18 protein-coding genes and 1 tRNA gene are annotated in these 22,866 nt (G+C 56.2%); 6 read left to right on the top strand and 13 right to left on the bottom strand.

What is annotated here, in order from left to right; all coding sequences use genetic code 11:
• Positions 1-56: 56 nt before the first annotated feature.
• The 10 genes from P7079_RS01175 to P7079_RS01130 all read right to left on the bottom strand — a co-directional run bounded on the left by P7079_RS01175 (position 57) and on the right by P7079_RS01130 (position 11,858).
• Entirely contained in the window at positions 57-266 is a 210-nt protein-coding gene (locus P7079_RS01175; RefSeq protein ID WP_278013017.1) for a hypothetical protein, read from the bottom strand.
• Entirely contained in the window at positions 266-4,723 is a 4,458-nt protein-coding gene (locus P7079_RS01170; RefSeq protein WP_278013016.1) for a putative endonuclease domain-containing protein, read from the bottom strand. The genes P7079_RS01175 and P7079_RS01170 overlap by 1 nt, the downstream gene beginning before the upstream one ends.
• A 66-nt stretch (positions 4,724-4,789) precedes the next feature.
• Positions 4,790-4,862 (bottom strand) — tRNA-Arg (locus P7079_RS01165).
• A 90-nt stretch (positions 4,863-4,952) separates the two neighbouring features.
• On the bottom strand, positions 4,953-5,858 hold the full coding sequence (locus P7079_RS01160; RefSeq protein WP_278013015.1) for a universal stress protein: 906 nt from the start codon (positions 5,856-5,858) through the stop codon (positions 4,953-4,955).
• A gap of 159 nt (positions 5,859-6,017) precedes the next feature.
• Entirely contained in the window at positions 6,018-6,776 is a 759-nt protein-coding gene (locus tag P7079_RS01155; RefSeq protein ID WP_278013014.1) for a C40 family peptidase, read from the bottom strand.
• A 229-nt stretch (positions 6,777-7,005) separates the two neighbouring features.
• Positions 7,006-7,692 (bottom strand): metal-dependent transcriptional regulator, encoded by a 687-nt coding sequence (locus tag P7079_RS01150; protein WP_278013013.1) that lies wholly within the window; start codon positions 7,690-7,692, stop codon positions 7,006-7,008.
• Between the two features lie 184 nt (positions 7,693-7,876).
• The gene (locus P7079_RS01145; protein WP_278013012.1) at positions 7,877-9,352 is read right to left on the bottom strand and encodes an NCS2 family permease; all 1,476 of its coding nucleotides are present in this window, start codon (positions 9,350-9,352) and stop codon (positions 7,877-7,879) included.
• A 114-nt stretch (positions 9,353-9,466) separates the two neighbouring features.
• Positions 9,467-10,693 (bottom strand): mannose-6-phosphate isomerase, class I, encoded by a 1,227-nt coding sequence (gene manA, locus P7079_RS01140; protein ID WP_278013011.1) that lies wholly within the window; start codon positions 10,691-10,693, stop codon positions 9,467-9,469.
• Positions 10,694-10,696: 3 nt separating this feature from the next.
• Positions 10,697-11,491, bottom strand: coding sequence for a DUF3027 domain-containing protein (locus P7079_RS01135; protein ID WP_278013010.1), 795 nt, complete (start codon positions 11,489-11,491; stop codon positions 10,697-10,699).
• The gene (locus tag P7079_RS01130; RefSeq protein ID WP_278013009.1) at positions 11,481-11,858 is read right to left on the bottom strand and encodes a cold-shock protein; all 378 of its coding nucleotides are present in this window, start codon (positions 11,856-11,858) and stop codon (positions 11,481-11,483) included. Before P7079_RS01130 ends, P7079_RS01135 begins: the two co-directional genes overlap by 11 nt.
• A gap of 173 nt (positions 11,859-12,031) precedes the next feature.
• On the opposite strand from P7079_RS01130, the gene P7079_RS01125 reads away from it, so the two are divergent.
• The 5 genes from P7079_RS01125 (at position 12,032) to P7079_RS01105 (ending at position 17,963) form a co-directional block, all read left to right on the top strand.
• On the top strand, positions 12,032-13,933 hold the full coding sequence (locus P7079_RS01125) for a TPM domain-containing protein (RefSeq protein ID WP_278013008.1): 1,902 nt from the start codon (positions 12,032-12,034) through the stop codon (positions 13,931-13,933).
• A gap of 103 nt (positions 13,934-14,036) precedes the next feature.
• The gene (locus P7079_RS01120; RefSeq protein WP_278013007.1) at positions 14,037-14,792 is read left to right on the top strand and encodes a PspA/IM30 family protein; all 756 of its coding nucleotides are present in this window, start codon (positions 14,037-14,039) and stop codon (positions 14,790-14,792) included.
• A gap of 126 nt (positions 14,793-14,918) precedes the next feature.
• Positions 14,919-15,482 (top strand): nuclease, encoded by a 564-nt coding sequence (locus P7079_RS01115; protein WP_278013006.1) that lies wholly within the window; start codon positions 14,919-14,921, stop codon positions 15,480-15,482.
• Positions 15,483-15,660: 178 nt separating this feature from the next.
• Complete coding sequence (locus P7079_RS01110; protein WP_278013005.1) at positions 15,661-16,404, top strand: response regulator transcription factor; 744 nt, start codon at positions 15,661-15,663, stop codon at positions 16,402-16,404.
• 8 nt (positions 16,405-16,412) lie between these two features.
• Positions 16,413-17,963: a sensor histidine kinase gene (locus tag P7079_RS01105; RefSeq protein ID WP_278013004.1), complete on the top strand. Its 1,551-nt coding sequence runs from the start codon at positions 16,413-16,415 to the stop codon at positions 17,961-17,963.
• Positions 17,964-18,004: 41 nt separating this feature from the next.
• Here the strand turns inward: P7079_RS01105 and P7079_RS01100 are convergent, their stop codons facing one another.
• The gene (locus tag P7079_RS01100) at positions 18,005-18,751 is read right to left on the bottom strand and encodes a lysophospholipid acyltransferase family protein (protein ID WP_278013003.1); all 747 of its coding nucleotides are present in this window, start codon (positions 18,749-18,751) and stop codon (positions 18,005-18,007) included.
• On the bottom strand, positions 18,748-19,524 hold the full coding sequence (locus P7079_RS01095; RefSeq protein ID WP_278013002.1) for an SDR family NAD(P)-dependent oxidoreductase: 777 nt from the start codon (positions 19,522-19,524) through the stop codon (positions 18,748-18,750). The genes P7079_RS01100 and P7079_RS01095 overlap by 4 nt, the downstream gene beginning before the upstream one ends.
• A gap of 135 nt (positions 19,525-19,659) precedes the next feature.
• Here P7079_RS01095 and P7079_RS01090 point away from each other — a divergent pair, with 135 nt between their 5' ends.
• Complete coding sequence (locus tag P7079_RS01090) at positions 19,660-20,892, top strand: HD domain-containing protein (protein ID WP_278013001.1); 1,233 nt, start codon at positions 19,660-19,662, stop codon at positions 20,890-20,892.
• A gap of 167 nt (positions 20,893-21,059) precedes the next feature.
• On the opposite strand, the gene groL is transcribed toward P7079_RS01090, so the two are convergent.
• Positions 21,060-22,682, bottom strand: coding sequence for a chaperonin GroEL (groL, locus tag P7079_RS01085; RefSeq protein WP_278013000.1), 1,623 nt, complete (start codon positions 22,680-22,682; stop codon positions 21,060-21,062).
• Between the last annotated feature and the right edge of the window lie 184 nt (positions 22,683-22,866).

The raw sequence follows: 22,866 nt of genomic DNA, 5'->3' as shown, positions 1-22,866 counted from the left end.
GACACCTTTTCTCTTTTCACATCACCCTGACAATACGGGCAGGGAGCTGCTTGGTTCTAAATTTTGCCGAAATGGGGAGGAATCTCCCTCAGAAGATCCTGCTCGTGAGGTGTGAACTGTTGCGTATCTTGGGCCGGTTGGCGGCGAGCGCGTTCGCCGCCAACCGTATGATCCCACTGATGCACGGCCTGTTCTGGCGTTGATAATTCACCGCGTTCCAGCTTTTCGCGATCCACACGCGAAAGCGAAATGACTCGCTTACCCATCAGCGATCCTCGAACGTTGGATTGTCCTCTTCAAGAACCAGGCCATCATCAAGCTCAAAGCCCTGCTCTGATTCCTCAACGTACACAGCATCGGCAACAGCTTCAGGAGTATTGCCAGGCTCAATCGCCTCGCGGTGCTCAAGTTCGGCTTCAGCCTCAGCCTCCAGCTCAGCGTCGTCCTTGAGTTCCACCTCAACATCGGCGCCCGTTTCCTCTTCGCCCTCAGCCTGCTTCTCAGTCGCTGTCTCAGTCTTGAGCTTCCCCTGGCTGGTAGAGGCACCCTTTTGCCCCTGGCCCTGGCCCTGATCGCACCGTCGAACAACGTTGCCTAAAACCGCATCCGTCTGTCCACCGCGACGCATCAGTCCGAGTTCAGCACGCAGTACATCCACAAATTCATCGTCGCTACGAATCACGCCATCGGATGCGATCCACTGTGCCATCTCATCAAGTTGATCATCGGTGTATGCAGCAAGAGCAAGACCCGGCGTCACCGACGGCCGTGGTCCACGTGCCATTACTCGCGGCATAACTTCGGACACCGCATGGTCAGAGACCGACTCATTTTCCACAACGCCAGCCCAACCGTCGTCGTCGAGCTCTGGGACGACGACATCCGATGGACGATAGCGCTGAACAACCTCACGCATCAGATCGCCCACCTGCTGGGCCTCCCCAGCTGGATCGATAAAGAGTGAGGTCGAGAACGTTTGATGCACACGCCATCCACGGATCTCAAGCATTTCAACTCGGTAGCGGTCACGACGGCGCAAGGACTGCTCAGCCACGTAAGCCTCGTCGTCGAACACCACAGCCACTGCCCATGTACCAGGAATATCTGGATGCCCAACAACAAGCGGAATCGTTGTCGATCCTTCGTAGCCAAAGTTCAATGCAGTCACCCAGCCATCAGCTTCAATACGACGCTTAAGATCCGCAAGCAACGGCTCTGGATCGCCGGTATCACAAATGGGCTCCATGCCATTACCCGAGGCAGCTTCGAGGAGATCTGCCAAAAGCTTCGGCCCGGCAGTTGACAGGCGATTCTTTTGAATGTCTCCCGGTTCGAGGGAAGAAATCACCGTCAATTCACGTCGAGGTGCTTCAATCGCGTCAATGAGGCCGCGTAGCCCTGCCGAGGTTTGGAGCACTCCGAAAGAGTGCAGGACACGCCCATGAACCGTTTTCCCGAATCCAACCGACAAAATAACATGGTCACGCCGCACACCGCGAACACCACTGAGATCGCACACAACCATCGGCTCCTGCCCGGCGATCAGTGAACGAACATCCGTGGATCGCTCAGCGAGCAAATTGATCGCGCTGCGAATTCGATTTGCATGAGATGTTGAAACACCGATCACTGCCAGGCTCTCCCCCGGGTGCGACATCGCGTGAGCGAGCACTGCGTCAACTGCGGCATCAACCTCGACCTGCGTGGACTCAATAGCACCCTCACTTCCCGAGGCGGGCACACCGCGTCCATCAACGTGAATGAGGTGCGACGCCGAGATGGTATTCGCTGCCGGAATCGGAGCCAGCACATCGCCATAACCGTGCGTCATCAGCGCACGCGCAGCAAGCGCGTTGTAAACAGCGCGATTAGCAGGCAGTTCACACACCGGAAGTACCTTGGCGAACTCACCAATAGCTGAACGTTCCATCGAGGCGCCACGGCGAATATCACCTACAACCACCACCTGGCGTCCACGCATCAACGCACTGATCATACCAGCTGGAGATTCAGTTTCCGTTGCTTCCACAATCGCCACATCAACCCACGGCATCGGAGGCACGAGCTGCGCAACCACCGTCGGCGGGGCAACCCACACCGGCCGTGATGCGAGAACAATACGCGAGTAAATCGCAATCAAGTCATGTAGCCCACCCACGCCTCGTTCAGCAAGCTGCTCATCAAGCTTGAGCGTATCGGACTTCGCCTCGCGCATTACTTCACGCCCGTGCTTGACAGCCGCAAGCATCACAGGCGCAGCGAGAGAACGCACGTGACGTTGATCCAGGTATCGCAAATGGTCGAGGAGATTAGCGACGTCGGAAGGCGCAAGTTTCGCTAGCACTGTTGACTTCGTGATCAACAGTTCAAATACACTTGAGGCATAAGCAAGCTCAAGCTCTGCACTCACATCCTCAGCGGGTACCGCGCGTCCAATCATGTCACGCAGAAGTTCCCCGAACCCGAAACGATCCAGTTCCTCAACAATGGCGTTGCGCTGCGGCAAGAAATTCATGTGTTCAGCGTCGGTGACCAGAGCGGCAAGCCGCTCCTGTAGGTCCTCGAATGGCATCCCAGCTAAGTCCTCGCCGCCAAGATGTGCCGAAAGAGCAGAAAGATCGCGTTCGACTTCTTCACGCATCACGCGAATCTGTCCCATGCCATCAGGCAGACGCGGCCAGCCGCCTTCAACAGCGTAACGACGCCAGATTTCGCGGCGTTGCTGCGCACGAACCAGCTCGCTATGCAGATCATCCACCACCACTCCGGGACGCACGAGATCCTGCGCTTGACGGCGGAAACGGCGACGCTCCCTGCGCTTCATCTGGTAGCCATTCGCAACGCGCCACTCCTTGGTGCCCGTTGCAATCACCATATCCATCGCAGAGGTTTCAAAAATTTCGGGCAAGAAAGTGTCGAGCGACTGCGCAACACCGCAGAGCACATCAACTTGCTCGAACCACTCTTGAAGCGTGCGAGCCTGCGTCAAACCAGTTTCTCCTGCGGCGCGCGAAGATTGCGCGATAACCGCGCGCAAGGACACCTCATGGAGCCGGCGAGCTTCTTCAACAGCGCGGGTGCCCTCAGCCATTTCCGAGATCGGAGTGCCTGCCCAGGCACTACCCGCGTAGACCTGATCAAACGCTCCCATTTCACCGGCTTTAGCGAACTTCGCTTTCATCGAATCCAACCCCTCGTTGTGGAGCATGGACACCGCTTCGCTGCCCAAGCGAACGCGAGTTTCTGGGCCGTTGGGATCCGCAGTCAATGCCGCAAGTTTCTCAAGCAGGTCATGAATCGACATGTTCCACTCAGGATCCCGTGCGTGAAGGTCATGAACAAATTCACTGAGCACCTTGCGCACACGGACAAGTTTGTCGCGCATGTCCAGTGTCTCGTCAATGTCGAACTGAGGCAGCTCCAGACGCATACCGGTGCGGATACGACGTGGGGCTCCTTCGGCGTCGGTCAGATCGAGGACGAGATCCTCAAGGCCAGCGTGCCGCATATGAGCCACAAATTCACGCGCTGATCCTTCGTCGGTCGGCACGAAAAGAACAGACGCACCGCTCGCTGCGCGGTCAGCAGCGATGGACGCCAAAGTAGAAAACTTCTCCGAGCCTGGCGGAGTATCCAGCACGAATGAACGTCCAGAGGCGACTGCTTCGACGGCGTGCAGCTCATCGACGTCGTGATCACCTGCACCGCGTTCTGCCTCCGGCGCCCGATCGTCGGGCGAGCCTGGCGGAATCGGCGAGCTCGTTAGGCGAGCGGTCTCGTCGTCACCGGCAAGCGCCGCCATGATGCCAGAGGTGCGAACATACGGTGCAATGGCCTCAAGGTCCTCAAGCATCTGCCGTTCAGGGCGCGCAAAGAGACCGAGCAGAGCACGCTCTTCAAATTCAAAGCCAGGGAGGAATCCACGTGCCACGTCTACCAAGCGTGCGAGAAGGGAATCGGCGTCGCCAGCGGCAGCAAGCTCACGGATCTGCGCGATATTTTCCCCGGTAGCGCCGTTCTCCCGCAAAGCACGTAGGACAGCCGGGTTAATTTCTATGCGGTGTTGGAGCTGAATCAGTGCGTCGTCACCTTCAAGAAATTCGAGTTTGATCTGCCGGAAGATGGCAGGCTCGCTGACGACGGTGGGTTCGCGGGTCTCTGCCGACGCCGTGGGGCCGTTTTCGATTTCCGCTTCATCCAGGTGCAACTCAGTGGTGAGCTCATATTCATCAGCCACCAACGCTTCCGCCTGCGGGAACTCGATCCACGTGATGTGTCCAAACGCCAGCGATAACGGAGCATGGCCATGGGATGCACTCATGGAATTCATGCGCTGGCGCAGGTGGCTGAGAGCTTCGCGCGCCTGCGCCAGCGCGCGATCTTCGCGAATCAGAAGAGAAAGTTTGGTCACACCATGCGAATAAAACACTGCCGAACCCGTGGGGTGGGTATGGGTCAGATCAACGCTCGACTGATGTACCTGAGCCAATGCCTGCTCATCAGCCTCGCGAGCATACGCTGACAATTCCTCGTGCCAGGTTCTGAGCACATCGTTGACCAGCGCATCACGGTTTTCTCGCGGCGCGAGCGTTAACGGTGATATGCTCCCCGTTTCGACGCCAGATTCTGGGGCACGGGATGGGGTATTTTCAGCCGGGGTCGGCTCTACATCTTCCGAGGCGGCCTGGGACTTAGACTTCTTACGACGCAAAAATGGACTCACACCACAACGATACTCAACGTCTCCAAGAAACAGGCACTAGCGCGCCGAGGGCGAAAAAGATATGTGTGCCCCCGGGCGGGATCGAACCGCCGACACCCGCTTTAGGAGAGCGGTGCTCTATCCACTGAGCTACGGAGGCAGGGCCGTTCAAGCATACCCGAAACTGACGCAAAAGATGAAGGCGAAGGAATGGAGATTCCTTCGCCTTCATCTTTTGCTTTTGCGATTACTACGGCTCGCGCTTGGCGGGGCCGACGTCGTCGCCCTCACGGACCTTCTTCGGAACCACCATCACCGGGCACTCGGCCTGTCCGAGAACCATCTGCGACGTTGAGCCGAGAAGTAATCCTGCAATTCCTCCGCGCCCGCGAGTACCGAGCACCACGAGATCGACCATCTTGGAAAACTCTGGTAGCACATATGAAGGATTACCGCGCTGAGCATGAACATTGATCTTCACGTCACGGCCTTCGCAGACCGCATCGATCTCCATGCGAATCTCCTTTTCAGCGTCGGCAAGAATATCTTCGTCCGAGATCACGGCATTCATTCCTGGGTTATAGGAAATCGGAACAGCGCACAGCACCGTCAGACGAGCGTTCCACCGATCAGCTTCCCAGATCGCACGCTGAAGTGCGCGCCGACCATGCTCCGAACCATCCACGCCCACCACAATATGCTCAATAGGCTGGAACGTGCGCTCATGACGGACGGGAACCACCACCGTCGGGCAGTAGGCGTGTGCAGGTACTGCCGACGACGCAGTGCGCAAGATGCGATCAGAGAACTTGTTGCCGCTAGAACGACCACCGATCACTACCAGAGCAGCTTTCTTTGACAACTCCGTGAGGATCTCCGTCGGATCACCAAACTCAAGAGCTGAGGTCACTGGAACGCCCTGACCTTCGACCTTCTCCACAGCTTTTTGCAACATTCCCTCAGCAGCATCACGTAAATACTGGCCAGAGTCTTGCGGGATAGCACTTACTGAAGCCGTTGCGTATGTGGGAAGCTCGAAAGCACACACCAGATGCAATCGCGCATCGCGCATCTTTGCCTGGTTTAACGCCCAATCAAGAGCCGCATACGATGGCTCGCTTCCATCGATTCCAACCACAACCACGTTGTCATGCATGGGATCCTCCTTTTCCATTTGGACATTCCCATTATCTCACTCCGGGACCGAATATGACATAGGTGACGTGAGAACACCCAAAGGAGACACCACGAAGAAGCGATAACAGAGACGAAAAAGGAGGCACCCGTATGGGATGCCTCCTTTTTCATTAAAGAATCATGCGCCGACGCGGATAACTACCGGGGTGCCACCGATCCACGAATCGGGGCCAACGCGGGTACCCATACCTGGGTTCCATGCGCCAACATTCTGGCCGTTGCCGAGCGAAATCGCAACGTGGCCTGGCCAGTACAGGATGTCGCCTGGGCGAGCCTGCGAGTAAGGGACGCGAGTGCCAGCCGAAAGGACAGACGACGGAACGCTACCGATAGCCACACCATGCTGTGCGTAGACGTAACGAACGAATCCGATGCAATCCCAGCCAGCCGGGGTCACGCCACCCCATACGTACGGAGAACCTTGGTAGGCAAGTCCGGTGGAGACAACCGAGGAACCGGAGACGGAGCCGCCACCAATCGGAGCAACTGGCACGACGGAGTCGGAGGAGCGAGCCACACGCGAAGAGCCAACCGTAGCGGCGGTTCCTTCGCTGGTTTCACTTTCCTGCTGTGCAGCTGGAGCTACCTCAGCGTCCTTGGCATCAAAATCAACCTGAGCGATCTTCCACTCACCAGCAGCGGAGGTGCTTACCTGAACGCTGTCAGCCTTCTTTACAGCCTTGGTGGTGTCGATCTTAACGGTAGCGGGCTTAATGAGCGCATTATTCGCAGCTGCCTGATTCTGTCCATCTGTTGCGAATGCCGAAGGCATACCAACGCCAGCGAGAACGCCAACCGTACCTGCAATTGCGAAACCGCGTAGAGCGGCCGAATCCTTCACGTTTTTATTCTCGAGAAGCGAATGACGTCCTGCCATAATTCAGTAAATCTCCGTTTGCCTCATTGTGAGCCCGAGAGGTTCGAACTCAACTTCCAGATAATAGAGTAACGACGATGTAACAATTTGTCACCCTTTTATAACAATTCGGTAACCGCCACTCCATCATTATTGCCATTTTTGCAGGTCACAGACGTGTTAAGGGATAAATTGTGGCGTACAAAACACGTTATTTTGGATCCACACCCACCCTCTTCTGTGCGTCTCCTTACTGCGCAGACTCCAGGAACACTGCGTGGCGCACGTGCGGCGAGAACTCGATAAGCTCACCCAGGTCAGTGCGAACCTGATCTACACTCACCGTTAATTCTTTACCAGGAAGGATGCCGAGAGCCGCAATCATCGAGATCATCTCCGCGTCATCTTGAACAACCTCTGCCAAACGAGCAACTTTTACTTTCACCTTCTGCCCCGGCTCAAGCGACTCCATCACCGCTGCCAGACTTTGAAGTCCAGCAACTTTCCCTGACAATTCTTTGGGATCGTGGGCTTTCTCGTCGGGAATCGGGTTACCAAAAGGATCAGTGGTGGGGGAATTCAAGAACTGCTCAATCTTCTCCACTACGTCGTCACTCATCACATGTTCCCAACGGCAGGCTTCATCGTGGATACGGCCCAAATCCAATTTGAGCACGTCACTCATCAACCGTTCAGCAACACGATGCCGGCGCACGACGTGAGCAGCGCGGCGCAGACCTTCGGGGGTGAAATGAATCTGGCGTCCATCAAGCTCCACCAGACCATCACGCTCCATGCGCCCGACAGTCTCGGACACTGTAGGACCAGATTGCCCCAAGCGCTCAACGATACGCGCACGAAGCGCGGGAGTACCTTCCTCCATCAGTGAATACACTGTTTTGAGGTACATCTCTGTGGTGTCGATGAGGTCGCTCACAGCTTTTCCTTTCGTGAAGTTTGTTATCAGCTTACCGACTTTGTCAATCTTTCGTCACTAGATGTCACCACCCGACGCCGGTGAACGAACACACCACACCTTCATACCGATATCTGGCGTACCGGCCAACTATAAAAGGGAGCCGGATACACACTGACGCATCCGGCTCCCTTTATCACAAAGATCAGGCCAAGCCAATCATCTTTTGAATCGGCTCAAGAAGGAAGTACACCACAAAGACCGCACCCGAACCCCACATCAGCGGATGGATATTGCGCGTCTTGCCACGCGCAACTTCGACGAGAATATACGTCAAGAAGCCCGCGCCGATACCGACAGAAATCGAGAAAGCGAACGGAGCCATCGCGATTGTCATGAACGACGGGATCGCAACATGGAGTGACTTCCAATCGATATCCACCACTTGTTGCATCATCAGGAAACCAACAGTAACGAGAGCTGGAGCAGCCGCCTCGTTTGGCACCATGGCGAAGAGTGGGGAGAGGAAAGTCGCCAAGAGGAATAGAGTTCCGGTAACGATCGGAGCTAGGCCAGTTCGCGCCCCTTCGGCAACACCAGTGGTAGATTCAACGAACACAGTGTTCGACGAAACACCACCAAGACCGCCAGCCATTGCACCCACGGAATCGACAATGAGAATCTGACGAGTTGACGGCGGGTTGCCATCTTTATCAAGAAGACCACCTTCCGTACCTACGGCAATCATGGTGCCGAGAGTGTCGAAGAAGTCAGACAGAAGAATAGAGAATGCGAGAACCGCAACCGCAATCACGCCAACCTTCTGGAACGGGCCAACCACTGAGAACTGTCCAAGGGTGGAGAAATCGGGGAGGTTGACAGGTGAGCCAGCCAAGGCCGGGACAGTCAGCTTCCACCCCAGTGGGTTATTTTCGCCGGCCACGCCGAAGTGGCCAATTGCTTCCACAACGATTGCTAGCACGGTTGCGCTGAGAATGCCCCAGAGTACGGCACCCTTAACCTTGCGGATCAGGCCCACGATGATCACAACGACACCAAAGATGAACACTGCCATCGGCCACGAACCGATGGAACCGTTGACACCAAAGGCAAGTCCATCAGGGAAAGTGTGAATGAGGCCAGCGTTGAACAGACCAATCAAGGTAATGAAGAGTCCGAGGCTCACCGAAATCGCTGCACGAAGGAAACGCGGCACAGCTCGGAAGATCGCTTCACGCAAGCCAGTGAGCACAAGAAGGAGAATGACAAAGCCTTCAATAACGATGATGCCCATTCCGTCGGCCCATGTCATTCCCGGGATCTGGACAAACGTTGACGCAACCATCGAATTCAGACCGAGACCAGCAGCAAGCGCGATCGGGTAATTCGCAACGCTTCCCATCAGGAGACTCATGACACCAGCCACAAGAGCGGTACCAGCAGCAATTGCAGGAATATTGGGGGCAGTGCCACCGCCAAGGTAGTGACCCGTGGAGTCAGGCCCCTGGAGGATCAGCGGATTCAGGACGAGGATGTAGGCCATCGCGAAGAACGTCACAACTCCGCCACGAATTTCTGTGGCGAGCGTGGAACCGCGGCGCGATATGCGAAAGAGGCGGTCGAGGGAGGACACGGAGCCGGGTGTATTCGGGCTCTGTTTTTCAGCAATAGAAGTACTCACGTGCGGCTACTCTAGCCGGATCATCCCCACCACTTCAAGACCAATTCCACGATGTGGGCATATTTTGTCTCACAATATGATCAACTTGAAAAAGATTGGCTGAAACTCACCGTTTCAGGGAACGTCGGCCTGAACAAACTTCCCAGCGCCGCGAAGCTCCACACCGCCGTCGGCAGCTTCGATAAAGACTGCCGAACCGGTGTTCATGCGCAACGTCTCACGTGAGCACCGGATCTGCGCTGCCCCCTCAAGGCATAACATGATCCGTGGACCGCTCCCACGCACCCACTGCCATGATGACGCATCACGCAAAGCGATCACCGACAATTCGAAATCGTCCACTGGCGCGTAGAACGTGGACTGGATCGGGCTGACGCGTTCGGGGGCGATTCGAATCGGCGGTGCCGCCACGGTATCGAGGACGGAAAGTAATGCCGGCACATCCACGTGCTTCGTGGTCAGTCCAGCACGCATCACGTTGTCGGAGGTCGCCATCACTTCCACACCAAGGCCCGAAAGATAGGCGTGTACCGTGCCTGCAGGAGTGAACATCGCTTCGCCAGGACTGAGCGTGACGGGATTGAGTAAGAGCGAGGCAACAACACCCGGGTCTCCAGGGTAGTACTGCGCAAGATAAGCCACGATCCGATCCGCACGCGGCGAAGGGCTCTCTTCCGGCGGGCGCGCCTGGCAGGCTTCAACCACCTGCCCCACCGTGACGACGTCCGGACGGGTATGTGCAGATAACAGCCATTCAAATGCCGATTTCACTCCATTGGCATTCGGTTCTTTTTCAATGAACTCAGCAAGCCGCTGAGTAATCGGCGCTCCAAGTCCGCTTAATACCCCGAGAATTCGACGCGGTGAGCGAAAACCAACAATCGCTTCGAACCTGGTCAGAGCGTAGACAAGTTCTGGCTTATGGTTGGAATCTTTGTAGTTTCGTATCGGCGAATTTACTGGGATTCCCTGAGCTTCTTCCGACGCAAAACCGCGTTGTGCTTGATCGATCGACGGGTGAACCTGAAGCGATAGTGGTTCGTCCGGCGCAATGAGCTTGAGAAGAAAAGGAAGTGTTCCCCCGGTACGACGCGCAACGTCTTCTCCCAACACCCGTTGCGGTGCGGCAGCAACGTGCGTGGCGAGATCGACGACGTCGGTGGGCGTTTTTTGTCCATACGCCCGAGAAAACTGGCGACCGATACGCGACGGGGCGAGTGGGTGAGCACCCAACCAGAGCTCGGCTACTGGGTCTTCTGACGCCGGGAAACCAAACATCGTGGGGATCGCATCATGCGACCCCCACGAGTAGTTTTTGACATTCCCATCAAGGAACTCCACGAGCTAGTTTTCCCCAATGATCTCAAGATCGCGATCGTTGAGCACCGGCTCCGACGGATCCCACAACGGCGTGCGCCTGGGAGTATCCGTCTCCGAATGCGACCCACAACCATGATCAAGCGAGACCACTCGGCCATCGAAAGCAGACCATTCATTTCCGCAAACGCCAAACATTGCGCGCGCAGAACCGTCCATCCGCAAGAAGTAACCGCACGTCGCGCAGGGAGCTTTCGCATCACGCGTCGCCTGATTGCGCGGACCTCCCTCACCGCGATACCAGCGACGGAAGGTTGCCGCGCGGCCGGCGTCGGACATCACGCGCTTACGCCCAAGGCCAAGCTCGAAAGCTGCCGACGCATCAGCGTCGATCCCTGTGGCTTCAAACCCTTGATCGAGCATGGGATCCTCGACCTGCTCCAGGTGAGGATCGTCAGGGTTATACGGGAGGCGATCCGACGGCGAAATATCGGATGGCTTGAGCCGATCGGCCCACGGGATCCACGCCGGAGCCAAGAGAGCATCCGGGCCGGGACGCATCACGACTTCAGAAACGGTGATCTTCTTCGCCCGAGGTGCGCGAGCGAGTGTGACGGTCCAGAACCATCCCTTGTAACCAGGCAAAAGACATTCGAACGCGTGCGTGATGACGCGATCACTTTCCTGCAACATTCCGGCGTGAGGCCCGACGTTACTTTCTTTTGTGACTTCTAAAATTGCGTCACGAGCCTGCTCGGTTGCACCGCCGAGCAGCTTGTCTTTGACCGGACGATTCTGAGGAGCAATGCGATTATTCGACATCGAAATCCTCTGCGAGAGCACGCAATGCCATCGCGATACGCGGCCCGTCCTTAGGGTAGCGCCCGTGACGCAGCTGCTCAGACGCCGAATCGAGGATCTTGATCAGATCTTCAATCAGCGGACGCATCTCCTCCGGCTTGCGGCGAGCTGCCGCAGCAAGGGAGGCAGGTTTAGCGATGACCTCAACCGAGAGCGCAGCAGGACCGCGGCGGGTCGATCCCACGCCGTATTCCACACGCGTTCCTGCCTTGACACGCACACCAATCGGCAACGCACTAGCAGGCAGGTAGACAGACTCGCCGTCATCGCCAGAAATAAAACCGAAACCCTTCGCTTCGTCGAAGAACTTCACCTTTCCGGTAGGCACAGCTTCACTCTCTTTCTTCTAAAATTTCGCGGGCATACCGCGAGCGCGGGGGATCTCCCCGAAAAACTACTCCCCTTATTATGGCACTTCGACCCCACCTTTAGCGACGCTGGTTTACGGCTTGAAGCGAAACCGTCACCGCGAGGCGCCGCTCACCTTGGTAGATTAATGTCATGGTGAAACGATTGGTGAAAGCCGCCGCTGGCGTGACAGTGTTAGCAGGATTCATGTGGCCAGTGACAGCGTTTGCAGTTGAGCCTCATTCACTCGATGCGCATTTCGTCGATGAAAGTGGCGTCATCACAGATTCAGCGCAAACTTTCAATTCTGTGGCTCGAGTACCCAAAACAGGCTTGTATGTGGCAATTGTGGATGATTTTTCCCAAATGAACTCTGAAGCCTGGGCCAAGCAAACTGCGGAAAAAACCGGCCTTAAAGCGGGTCAGGGAATCGTGGCAATTGCCACCAAAACTCGCGATATCGGTTTTTATGCCCTTGATGGGTACAACGGCGTCACTGCCTCCGTTTTGCAACAGGCCATCAATGACAGTGTCTTGCAGGATCTCAAAAACGAGAACTGGGATGCTGCTGTGCAAAAACTCGCCCAGAACGTCACCTCGGCAATGAATGGCGACAGCGTGGAGCACGGTGGTTCGACTCCACCTATCGTGCCAATCGCCGGTGGAGCCCTCGCAGTCGGCGCTGGCATTTTTGCTGTCTCGCGCGTGAAGGCGCGCAACAAAAAGAAACTTGAAGCTGCCGATCTCAATAAACTCGCACAGCAGGCGTCTGCAGCTCTTCTCGATGCCGATGACAACCTGCGTTCAGCTCAAGCTGAGTTGGAATTTGCCAAAGCGGAGTTTGGGGTGGATGCTACTGCGAAGTTTTCGTCGATGTTGGAGGGCGCCCAACGTGATGTCCATGAGGCATTCATGTTGCAAAAGCTTTTAGGTGACGACGACCCCGAAACCCCTGAAGAACAGCGCCAGATGAATGAAAAAATCCTCGCTTACGCGCAATCCGTTCAATCGGCGCTTCAGGAACACCAAAAAGCGTTCTCTGAATTGCGTTCTTTGGCCCGACGCGTTGAGGTCAAGCTTGACGAGTTGCGCCAGCGCAAAGAGGAAATCTCCTCCAATCTTCCATTGGTAGCAAAGAAGCTTGACGACCTCTCGCGTTCATATGCCAAGCAAATGCTGGTGGGCTTCGAGACCGTCCCCACGCAAGTTGACGGTCTGCTCACAGCAGCAGGAGAGTCTATTGACACGGCAAATGGCCTTGTGGCTCAGGGAGAGAAAAACAAGGCCGTCCCGTATGCGCAACTTGCTGAGGGTGCAATCGGCCAAGCCTCCGAACTTGTGGCAAGCATTGATCGAGCGCCTGAGCTGATTGCAAACGCAAAGGATGCTGTCGCTCAAGCAGCCGCTTCGCTCACCCGTGACCTCGCCGACGCCGATCGCCTGGGAGGCTCTGATGGCGCTATTCACGCTCGTGCGCAAGAGGCGCGCGCAGTGTTGGCACGCGTAGGAAGTGATGATAACTTCCTGGGCCTCCAACACGATCTGCGCGCCGCTGAAGACGCTCTTGATCTGGCTCTTTCCGGCGTGCGTGCAGCCGATAACCGCCGCCAGAAACTTCAGTCGCGCACCGAGGCGGATATGAATTCTGCAACCGACGCTATCGCCCAAGCCGACGCACTCGTGAACACCTACCGCTCCGGCGTCGGCGCTCAGGCACGTTCTCTGCTGGCTCGCGCCCGCACTGCGCTGGGCCGTGCTATGAGCGAAACGGAGCTTGAACGTAAAGCCGATCACGCGCGTGAAGCGGCAACACAGGCAACTGCTGCGTTGAGCGAAGCGCAAAATGATATCCAGCGAATGAACAACTCTCGCCGCGGCAATGACGGCGGCGATCTCCTGACCGGCATGATCATTGGCGGGATTCTCAATGGCATCGCTTCTTCCGGGCACCGCTCGAATGGCTGGGATGGCAGCTGGGGTGGCGGTTCCTTCGGTGGCGGGAACTCCTCAGGAGGAAGTTTTGGCGGCGGGGGCGGCGGCTCCTTGAAGTTCTGATCTCACGCTGAGCGCAATAAACAGTCACGCGCAACGAAACCCCGATAAAATAGGGATCGGACGTTTCTTGACGAAACAGCCGATATCCAACGAAAGGCTAACCATGGCAGAAAAGCAGTCGATCCTGGGCCGTATCGCCCAGTTGGCGAAAGCAAACGTAAACGCGCTCCTTGATCGCGCAGAAGATCCACAAAAGATGCTCGATCAGATGGTTCGCGATTACACCAACTCCATCGCTGAGGCTGAGGATGCGGTCGCCGTTACCGTGGGCAATCTGCGCCTTGCACAGTCCGACTACAAAGAAGATGTCGAGTCCGCACGCGAATGGGGCCAGAAGGCAGCAGCCGCGGTCGCGAAGGCAAAGCAACTGCGCGAAGCTGGCAACGAAGACGGCGCCGCGAAGTTCGAAAATCTGGCGAAGATCGCTATTGAGAAGCAGATCCAGTCCGAAAGTGAAGCAAAGTCCGCAGAACCTGTACTCGCTTCACAAGAGGAAGTCGTTGCGAAGCTCAAAGATGGCTTGAACATGATGCGCTCTAAGCTTGAGGAGCTCAAGGCAAAGCGTGATCAGCTGGTAGCTCGCTCAAGGACTGCGGCCGCTCAGAACAAGGTTCAGGATGCGATCGCGTCGATCAACGTTCTCGATCCGACCTCTGAGCTTGGACGTTTCGAGGAGAAAGTTCGCCGCGAAGAAGCACTGGCACTGGGCAAGGCCGAAGTTGCGCAGTCTTCTCTGGATGCTCAGTTCGCTGAGCTGGAGTCAGGCAAGGATATGACGGAAGTGGAGGCTCGCTTGGCAGCACTTCAGGCCGGTGAACCCGTCATGCAGATTGAAGGCAAGGACTTCACATCCTACTGATCAGACACATGAAGGTGGGATGATCCCACACTTCTGACAGCGCCAACGTCGAATTGAGACAACACAACATTCGCCAATGCGGGCGGGAGGGCAATCTCCCGCCCGCATTCGGTTTAGAATTGCACTATGTACTTTCTTATTGACGGCGAAAACCTTGATGCCACGTTGGGCATAAACATTCTTGGGCGTGCTCCACGCGGAGAGGAGCGTCCGCGCTGGGATCGCGTACTTGACTTCGATCCTTGGCAGGATCAGCCGTCAGACGACGATTCCATCTCCGGTTTGTTCTTCTTGAACGCCACACAAAAGATCGCGACGTCGTTCGTTCAGGCACTCATGGCAATTGGGTGGCGTCCGCTGCTTCTGACCTCCGAAGATCCCGATGTCAAGGTTGTTGATCGAGGAATTCAGCGCACTCTTGAAGCTATCGCGAAGACGAAGCCCGGCACTGACATCGTGCTCGGTTCGCATGACGTGGATTATCTTCCTCAGATCGAAGAGCTACTGGACGCTGGGCATCGTGTGGCTATTTTATGCTTCCGCGAATTTCTTTCCACATCACTCGCATCTCTTCAAGATCAAGGGTTGACAATTATCGATCTCGAATACGACGTTCACGCTTTCAACCAACCACTATCACGCATCCATGTGATGGATGTCGAAGATTTCGATCCTCTGGAATTTATTTAATCTCCACATGCGGAGCCTCACCGGCTCCGCATTTTTCTTCGCTCGCATTTGGTGCTGGTCTGCTCGCTCGGCAAAGCACACGCAAATTGGCAACGCGCCGCCGACGTCGGCGAGAAAACACGTCTGACGTTCAGAAAACTTCCAGCGCACTTCCAGAGAGGATGGTAAGAATAGTGGCATGACAGCCCAGTATTCTGAACCGGAAGCTCGCATCCTCGTAGTCGATGATGAGCCAACCATCCGTGAACTCCTTTCCGCCTCTCTACGTTTTGCAGGCTTCGAAGTCGCTGCCGCTGGCGACGGCGCCGAAGCACTCAAACAACAACTTGCGTTCAATCCTGACATCGTCGTACTCGACGTCATGCTCCCCGACATGGATGGATTCGAAGTGCTTCGCCACCTGCGCGAACACCGTACAACGCTACCGGTTGTGTTCCTGACAGCGAAAGACGATCTCCAAGACAAGCTCCAAGGCCTATCAGTCGGTGGAGACGATTACATCACCAAACCGTTCTCACTCGAAGAAGTCGTGGCACGTATTCGCACCGTTCTTCGTCGCACCACCGCAACCACTCCACAAACCGCTATCATCACGTACGCGGATATTGTCTTGAACGAAGACACCTACGAAGTCACGCGCGCTGGCCGCGAGATCGACCTCTCTCCCACTGAATTCAAGCTCCTGCGTTACCTCATGGTGAACTCCGAGCGTGTGGTGTCAAAGATGCAGATCCTTGATCACGTGTGGGATTACAACTGGGTGGGAGAAGCCTCGATCGTCGAATCATATATTTCTTATTTGCGTCGCAAGCTCGATTCGCCTGAAGCTCTCGGCATTACGGATCCGCAGGAAGCAGAAACCTTCGTACCTCTGATCCACACCAAGCGCGGCATTGGCTACGTGCTGCGCACCTCAAAGTGAGTCCCGCAATGAACCCACACGATCGGCCACGCTGGTATCGCACGCTTTCTTTTAAGCTCGGCGTTACCTTCATGTCACTACTGGTTGTCGTGTTCGTGTTGATCTCGTTTATCGGCGCACAGACGTTGCGCACTCACTTAACGTGGAAAATTGACACCGAGCTGATGACCTCCGGTACCGAAATTGCTGCACAAACTCTTGATCGCATGGCCAACGGTTCACGCAAAGAAATTTCCACCTCCGCCTACACGCAGATCCTTCCGTCGGAATACTTCGTTTACGTCGCCTATCAGAATTTCAAGCCGTTCACTGTGGTTGGAGAATCTGTGCGACGCACCGTCGGTGAGCCTGCCCACCCGGCAACCTTGGCGACACAGCTCACGCAGGAGCCCATCACCGTTGCTGGTACGAAGAGTTCTCAGTGGCGAATCATCACGTTGCAAATGGTGGCACCACAAACGAATCAGCCCATTGGCTCGGTTGTTATTGGTCTGCCTACGATCAGCGTCGATGCGGCGGTGGCGAACCTGATTCAGAAACTCGTGGCTTTCGAGCTGGGCCTTGGCGTACTTGGCGGGGCCGTGTCGTTTTTCATGATTCGACGACAGCTTCGAAGTTTGCATGCGATCGAAGTGGCCACACGCGATGTCGCTTCTGGTAATCTCTCCCGCCGTGTGCCGTCGGACCCGTCAGGTTCCGAAGTTGGTATGCTCGGACGATCTATCAACGTCATGCTGTCGCAGATTCAGGAGTCGTTCGAATCGAAGGAAGCCTCCGAGCGCAAGATGAAGCAGTTCGTTTCGGATGCATCCCATGAGCTGCGCACCCCTCTGGCATCCGTCAACGGTTACGCGCAGCTCTACCGATTGGGTGGCGTTCCAGCAGATCAAGTTCCGCATGTCATGGCACGAGTCGAATCTGAATCGACACGGATGAGTCACCTCGTCGAAGATCTGTTGCAGCTCGCGCGTCTGGACGAAGGACGCAAGCTCAACTATTCCGACGTCGATCTCGCCTCAGTTGCGCTGAATGCAGTGTCGGATTTCGAAGTGCGCGCCCCTGATTACCCCATCGAAGTCACCGATCTGGATGGCGAGGATCCTCAATCGGTGATGATCATCGGCAATGAAGAGAAAATCACGCAGGTGATTTCGAATCTGTTGTCGAATGTCCGCTCCCACACGCCGTCGGGCACGGCAGTGGAGGTGGCCGTCGGACGCTCAAACGAACGCCCAGATTCCGCGATTGTTGAGGTGCGCGATCATGGGCCAGGTATCAAGGAGAAAGACCGATCTCGAGTTTTTGAACGATTCTTCCGCACGGATACGTCGCGTTCACGCGAATCGGGAGGATCGGGACTTGGTCTGGCTATTGTCTCAGCGATCATGCAAGCCCACTCTGGAAGCGCTGAAGTGGCGGAAACTCCCGGCGGTGGATTGACCATTCGTTTGACGTTCCCCCGGCTCATGGAAAAACCGAGTGCGCCTGAGAAGTCACACCAACATACCGCTGCCTACACTGCACCAAAGCTCACGAAGGCATTCACTTCGCGCAAGTAATGAGCGCATCGCGCTCTCTCCCCCCGGCGATGAGTTTGTGATCACGCAAGCTCATCGCCGTCGGCTTCACCCAACATTTCGGGATTCGCTGAACGGCTGACAAGCATCGACTCGATATGCGCTTGGACGCGCTCCATGAACTGCTCTGGTTCTTCGTCTGGCAGCGCCCACATCGGCTTTCCGATATACATGCTCACGGGCGGGCGTCCCAGCTTTGGCAAGAATCGACCAACCGGCATCGCATCATGTCCACCGGCAAGCCCCAACGGAACAATCGGAACATGAGTTTTGATGGCCAGCGCTGCCGCTCCCGGCTTGAACTTCCCCATCTGGCCATCGCGCGATCGTGTCCCTTCAGGGAAGATCAAGATCGGGACGCCGTCGCGCAGAAGTCGCCCCGTCATTCCGGCAGCACGCCCAGCATTCGGCCCGTGATATTTTCCTTTGCGCTCAATTGGATAGGTATTGAAAAACATCGAGGTGAGTTTTGAAATGCCCTTGCGACGATAGAAATAATCAGCCGCTGCTCCTGTCGCCAGACGCTCAGCCATGAACTCTGGAAGCAGGGAAAAAACCATCGGAGCATCCAGATGCGAGGAATGGTTACCCACACAAATGTAGGCGCCCTCAAGGCCCTCAACATTTTCCGCTCCCCACACCGTGGCATTCAACAATGTGTTGATGACCGGACGCGTCACGAGTTTGCGCACGATCTTGCGCTGGTTGCGTTTCGCGCCAGAATGATAGCTGTCGAGAGGATGGAGTTTCCTGCGTTGATTTTCGCTCATCGACGCCCCTTATTCAGTTTGCGCACAACCTTGGCAACGAGCGAGCGTGGGGCGTGCTGTGCGAGGAAGGCGAGGACTTTGTAACGTTTGGATGGGATGGACAGGGAGCGACCGGCGTCAACGTCACAGAGCGCTGCGGCAACGACGTCGGGGGCCTGCATCCACAAAAACGACGGGATCGAGGAATTTGACACCCCCGTGCGCGCGTGGAACTCCGTGTGAACCCAGCCAGGCATGAATGTCACAACGTGAACTGCGGTGCCGGAAAGTTCAATAGCCAGGGAGTCTGACCAGATTTTGAATGCGCCCTTGACCGTCGAATACGAGCCCATGGGAGCGACAGCGGCCATGGATACCGTATTCACGATGACACCAGAGCCGCGCTCTTTCATCACCGACGCAGCCACGCCACCAAGTTGCATCGGCGCGAGGGCCATCAGCTGGGCTCCTACTAAAAACTGGGAGTAATCGGCTTGCGCAAGTTTGGCGTAGAGGCCCGCGCCTGCGTTGTTGACGAAGAAAGTGACTGGTGGATCAGCTTTCAAACGCTCACTAACCGTTTCAACGCCGTCGGAGGTTGATAAATCGGCACTGAGAGTCTCGACGCCGACGCCGAGGGCTTCGATCTCCGTTCGAGTGCGCTCAAGACGCGCCTCATCGCGAGCAACCAGGACGATATCGAAACCACGTCGCGCAAGCTGGCGAGCGAACTCACAGCCTAAGCCCGAGGTGCCACCGGTAATGAGAGCACATCCTTTACGAAAAGTATCCACCTCTCTAATTTAGAGCATTAGGTCAGCCAGTTGTGGCTTAGTCGGTATCTGAGAAGTGACATCACAGTGATTTTCACACCACAAAAAGCTGAACCCCACTTCGCCAGCTCACAGATCACCCGCTAGACTGCAGGGGTGCTCGAAAACGAAAAAGCCGCACATGCGTCGGTTCCCGATTGGGTGATCCGCTCCTTCGTGCGTAGTGCAACGAATGTCGGCGCTGTTGTTAGTGCAGAAAAGCTCACTCACGCGTGCCGTGCGCTGATTGACATTTGGTCAACCCCTGATCGCAAAGTCCATAACATGGCGCATGTGATGGATATGCTCACGCGCATCGATACCCTCGCACCCGAAACTCGAGATCCTGATTACATCTGCCTTGCGACGTGGTATCACGGAGTCGTTTTTTCTGTGGATGATCACGCGGTGTACACCCACAACGGCGGCGAGGATGAGCTTGCCAGTGCAGCCGTCGCTCGCGAAGATCTCGCGCTACTCGGTATCCCGCAATCGGCTCGTGAATCCATTGCCACGCTGATCACATCACTGCACCATCGCCATTCGTCGTTTTCTCAACAGCCAGGAGAAACCCAAACATTTGATGCGATTGATTCTGACCAAATTGCTCTCCGAGACGCCCACTTGGGCATTCTGGCATCTGATCCCAAGCGCTATAAAAGGTACAACGCCCTGACCCGCGAGGAATACGCCGCCGTGGACGACGTATCGTATTACCGCGCACGCTCGCGGATCTTGACGCGTTTACTTGCTCGTAAGCGGCTCTTCATCTCTCCGCTCGCCGCTGGTTGGGAGCTCAATGCGCGTCAGAATGCTACCGCCGAACTGGAGCGTATCAAGGCATTGATCGAAGCAAACGAATCAACAGTCATCGATACTGCACAATTTTCTGTCGTCGCCGCACCCGAGGACACCAACAAGGCCAGCGCATGTGCCACCGAGGCATCATCAGCACCTGCACCGAGCATCCAGGACGAGGTCAGCGATGCACTGACTGCGCAATTATTAGCTCAGTCCGAGCCTGAATATGATGAGCATTTCGACACTGACGACGGCGCCGACGAGACCCCTGAGGCAGTTCTGTTCAGGCGCTTGACTGCTGAAGAGTTTCGTTCGACACTCGAAGATCCAGACGATTCTTTCGAGCCAGGAACCCAACCTACGGTCTTGTCGGGGCCGGAAGCCGAAACTGCTAAACGTGAGAAGATCGCCCGCAACACTCTCGATATCATCGCATCGAAACGTCGCAGCGCAGAAGAAGCCCGACATGCTGAAGTAACGAAGGATAAAACGCAGCCGCGTCCTACCTCGACAATCGAGAAGGTCGAATCGATCGAGGATAATTTTTAAAGCGGGGTTTGCTCTGAACGCCGACAAAGAGTTCTGAGGACACTCATTGAGACATAATGGTGAGGGCAGCGGATTTCCATCCGCTGCCCTCACCATTGATGAAATGAGATCACTTCCAGAGTCTCCCCCGCACTCATGACCTCAATTCATGACGCTGTCTGATGCGATCAGTACATACCGCCCATGTCTTCGCCACCCTGAGCTGCCGGTGCCGGCGGCTCAGGCTTATCAGCCACAACAGCTTCGGTGGTCAGGAACAGACCGGCAATCGATGCAGCATTCTGAAGAGCCGAGCGGGTCACCTTGACCGGATCGTTGATGCCAACAGCAAGGAGATCCTCGTACTCGCCAGTGGCAGCATTCAGGCCGTGACCGGTGGGGAGGTTACGAACCTTCTCTGCCACGACGCCGCCTTCGAGACCGGCGTTCTCAGCAATCTGCTTGAGCGGAGCCGACGCAGCCACGCGCACGATCTGCGCGCCAACAGCCTCGTCACCTTCGAGCTCGATGTTCTCCAGCGCCTGGTCCGCAGCGTGGATCAGAGCCACACCACCACCGGAAATGATGCCTTCTTCCACAGCAGCCTTCGCATTGCGGATCGCATCTTCGATGCGGTGCTTGCGCTCCTTGAGCTCCACTTCGGTTGCCGCGCCGGACTTGATCACAGCAACACCGCCGGAGAGCTTTGCAAGGCGCTCCATGAGCTTCTCACGATCGTAGTCCGAGGTGGACTTCTCGATCTGCGACTTGATCACGGCAACGCGCGCATCGAGATCTTCCTTCGAGCCAGCACCATCAACGATGGTGGTGTTGTCCTTGGTCAGAACGATCTTGCGTGCGGTTCCGAGCATGGAGAGATCAGCGTTCTCCAGCTTGAGGCCGACGGTCTCAGAGATGACGGTAGCGCCGGTGAGCACTGCCATATCCTGGAGCATTTCCTTACGGCGATCACCGAAGCCCGGTGCCTTCACAGCAGCCGACTTGAAGGTGCCACGGATCTTGTTCACAACGAGGGTAGCAAGAGCCTCACCCTCAATGTCCTCTGCAATGATGACGAGCGGCTTGCCTGACTGCATAACCTTCTCAAGCAGCGGCAGCATGTCCTTGATGTTGGCAATCTTGGACTCAACGAGGAGCACGTATGCATCTTCAAGAACAGCTTCCTGGCGCTCTGCGTCGGTGACGAAGTACGGCGAGAGGTAGCCCTTATCGAAGGACATACCTTCAGTGATCTCCAGCTCGGTACCGAAGGTATTGGACTCTTCAACGGTCACAACGCCTTCCTTGCCAACCTTGTCTAGAGCCTCAGCAATGAGCGAACCGATTTCCGGATCACCAGCCGAAATAGCAGCAGTTGCGGCGATTTCGTCCTTGGTCTCGATTTCCTTGCCATTCTCATGCAGCTTGGCCACGACGGCGGCAACAGCCTTGTCGATACCCTTGCGCAGTGCGATCGGGTTGGCGCCGGCAACAACATTGCGCAGGCCTTCCTTCACGAGAGCCTGGGCGAGAACAGTTGCGGTGGTGGTGCCGTCGCCTGCGACGTCATCAGTCTTCTTGGCAACTTCCTTCACCAGCTCAGCGCCGATACGCTCGTACGGATCTTCGAGCTCAATTTCCTTTGCAATCGACACGCCGTCGTTCGTGATGGTGGGCGCGCCCCACTTCTTGTCCAGAACGACATTGCGGCCCTTGGGGCCAAGGGTGACCTTCACCGTGTTAGCGAGCAGGTCCAGGCCTCGCTCCATGCCACGGCGTGCATCCTCATCAAATGCGATGATCTTCGACATATTACATTCCTCCACTAGGGATGATTCCACCCAGTGCCCGCGACGGACGACGACGGCGGTGGCGTTCATTTCTCGCCACTTCCGGCGCCTCACTGGCCGGTAGTTTTATCACTCGTTGACTTCGAGTGCCAGTACCAATTTTGGCACTCGCGCCCTATGAGTGCAAACGAATTGTGCGGCTATT

Origin of the sequence: Arcanobacterium canis, assembly GCF_029625435.1 — a bacterium.
Classification (GTDB): domain Bacteria; phylum Actinomycetota; class Actinomycetes; order Actinomycetales; family Actinomycetaceae; genus Arcanobacterium; species Arcanobacterium canis.
The sequence above is the reverse complement of the archived record's forward strand: the minus strand, read 5'-3'. Positions and strand labels throughout refer to the sequence as shown.

Excerpts from the sequence above, each read along its gene's own strand:
- P7079_RS01175 (WP_278013017.1), bottom strand. The coding sequence starts at position 266 with ATGGGTAAGCGAGTCATTTCGCTTTCGCGTGTGGATCGCGAAAAGCTG.
- P7079_RS01160 (WP_278013015.1), bottom strand. The coding sequence starts at position 5,858 with ATGCATGACAACGTGGTTGTGGTTGGAATCGATGGAAGCGAGCCATCG.
- P7079_RS01155 (WP_278013014.1), bottom strand. The coding sequence starts at position 6,776 with ATGGCAGGACGTCATTCGCTTCTCGAGAATAAAAACGTGAAGGATTCG.
- P7079_RS01135 (WP_278013010.1), bottom strand. The coding sequence starts at position 11,491 with ATGTCGAATAATCGCATTGCTCCTCAGAATCGTCCGGTCAAAGACAAG.
- P7079_RS01125 (WP_278013008.1), top strand. The coding sequence starts at position 12,032 with ATGGTGAAACGATTGGTGAAAGCCGCCGCTGGCGTGACAGTGTTAGCA.
- P7079_RS01120 (WP_278013007.1), top strand. The coding sequence starts at position 14,037 with ATGGCAGAAAAGCAGTCGATCCTGGGCCGTATCGCCCAGTTGGCGAAA.
- P7079_RS01115 (WP_278013006.1), top strand. The coding sequence starts at position 14,919 with ATGTACTTTCTTATTGACGGCGAAAACCTTGATGCCACGTTGGGCATA.
- P7079_RS01110 (WP_278013005.1), top strand. The coding sequence starts at position 15,661 with ATGACAGCCCAGTATTCTGAACCGGAAGCTCGCATCCTCGTAGTCGAT.
- P7079_RS01105 (WP_278013004.1), top strand. The coding sequence starts at position 16,413 with ATGAACCCACACGATCGGCCACGCTGGTATCGCACGCTTTCTTTTAAG.
- P7079_RS01100 (WP_278013003.1), bottom strand. The coding sequence starts at position 18,751 with ATGAGCGAAAATCAACGCAGGAAACTCCATCCTCTCGACAGCTATCAT.
- groL (WP_278013000.1), bottom strand. The coding sequence starts at position 22,682 with ATGTCGAAGATCATCGCATTTGATGAGGATGCACGCCGTGGCATGGAG.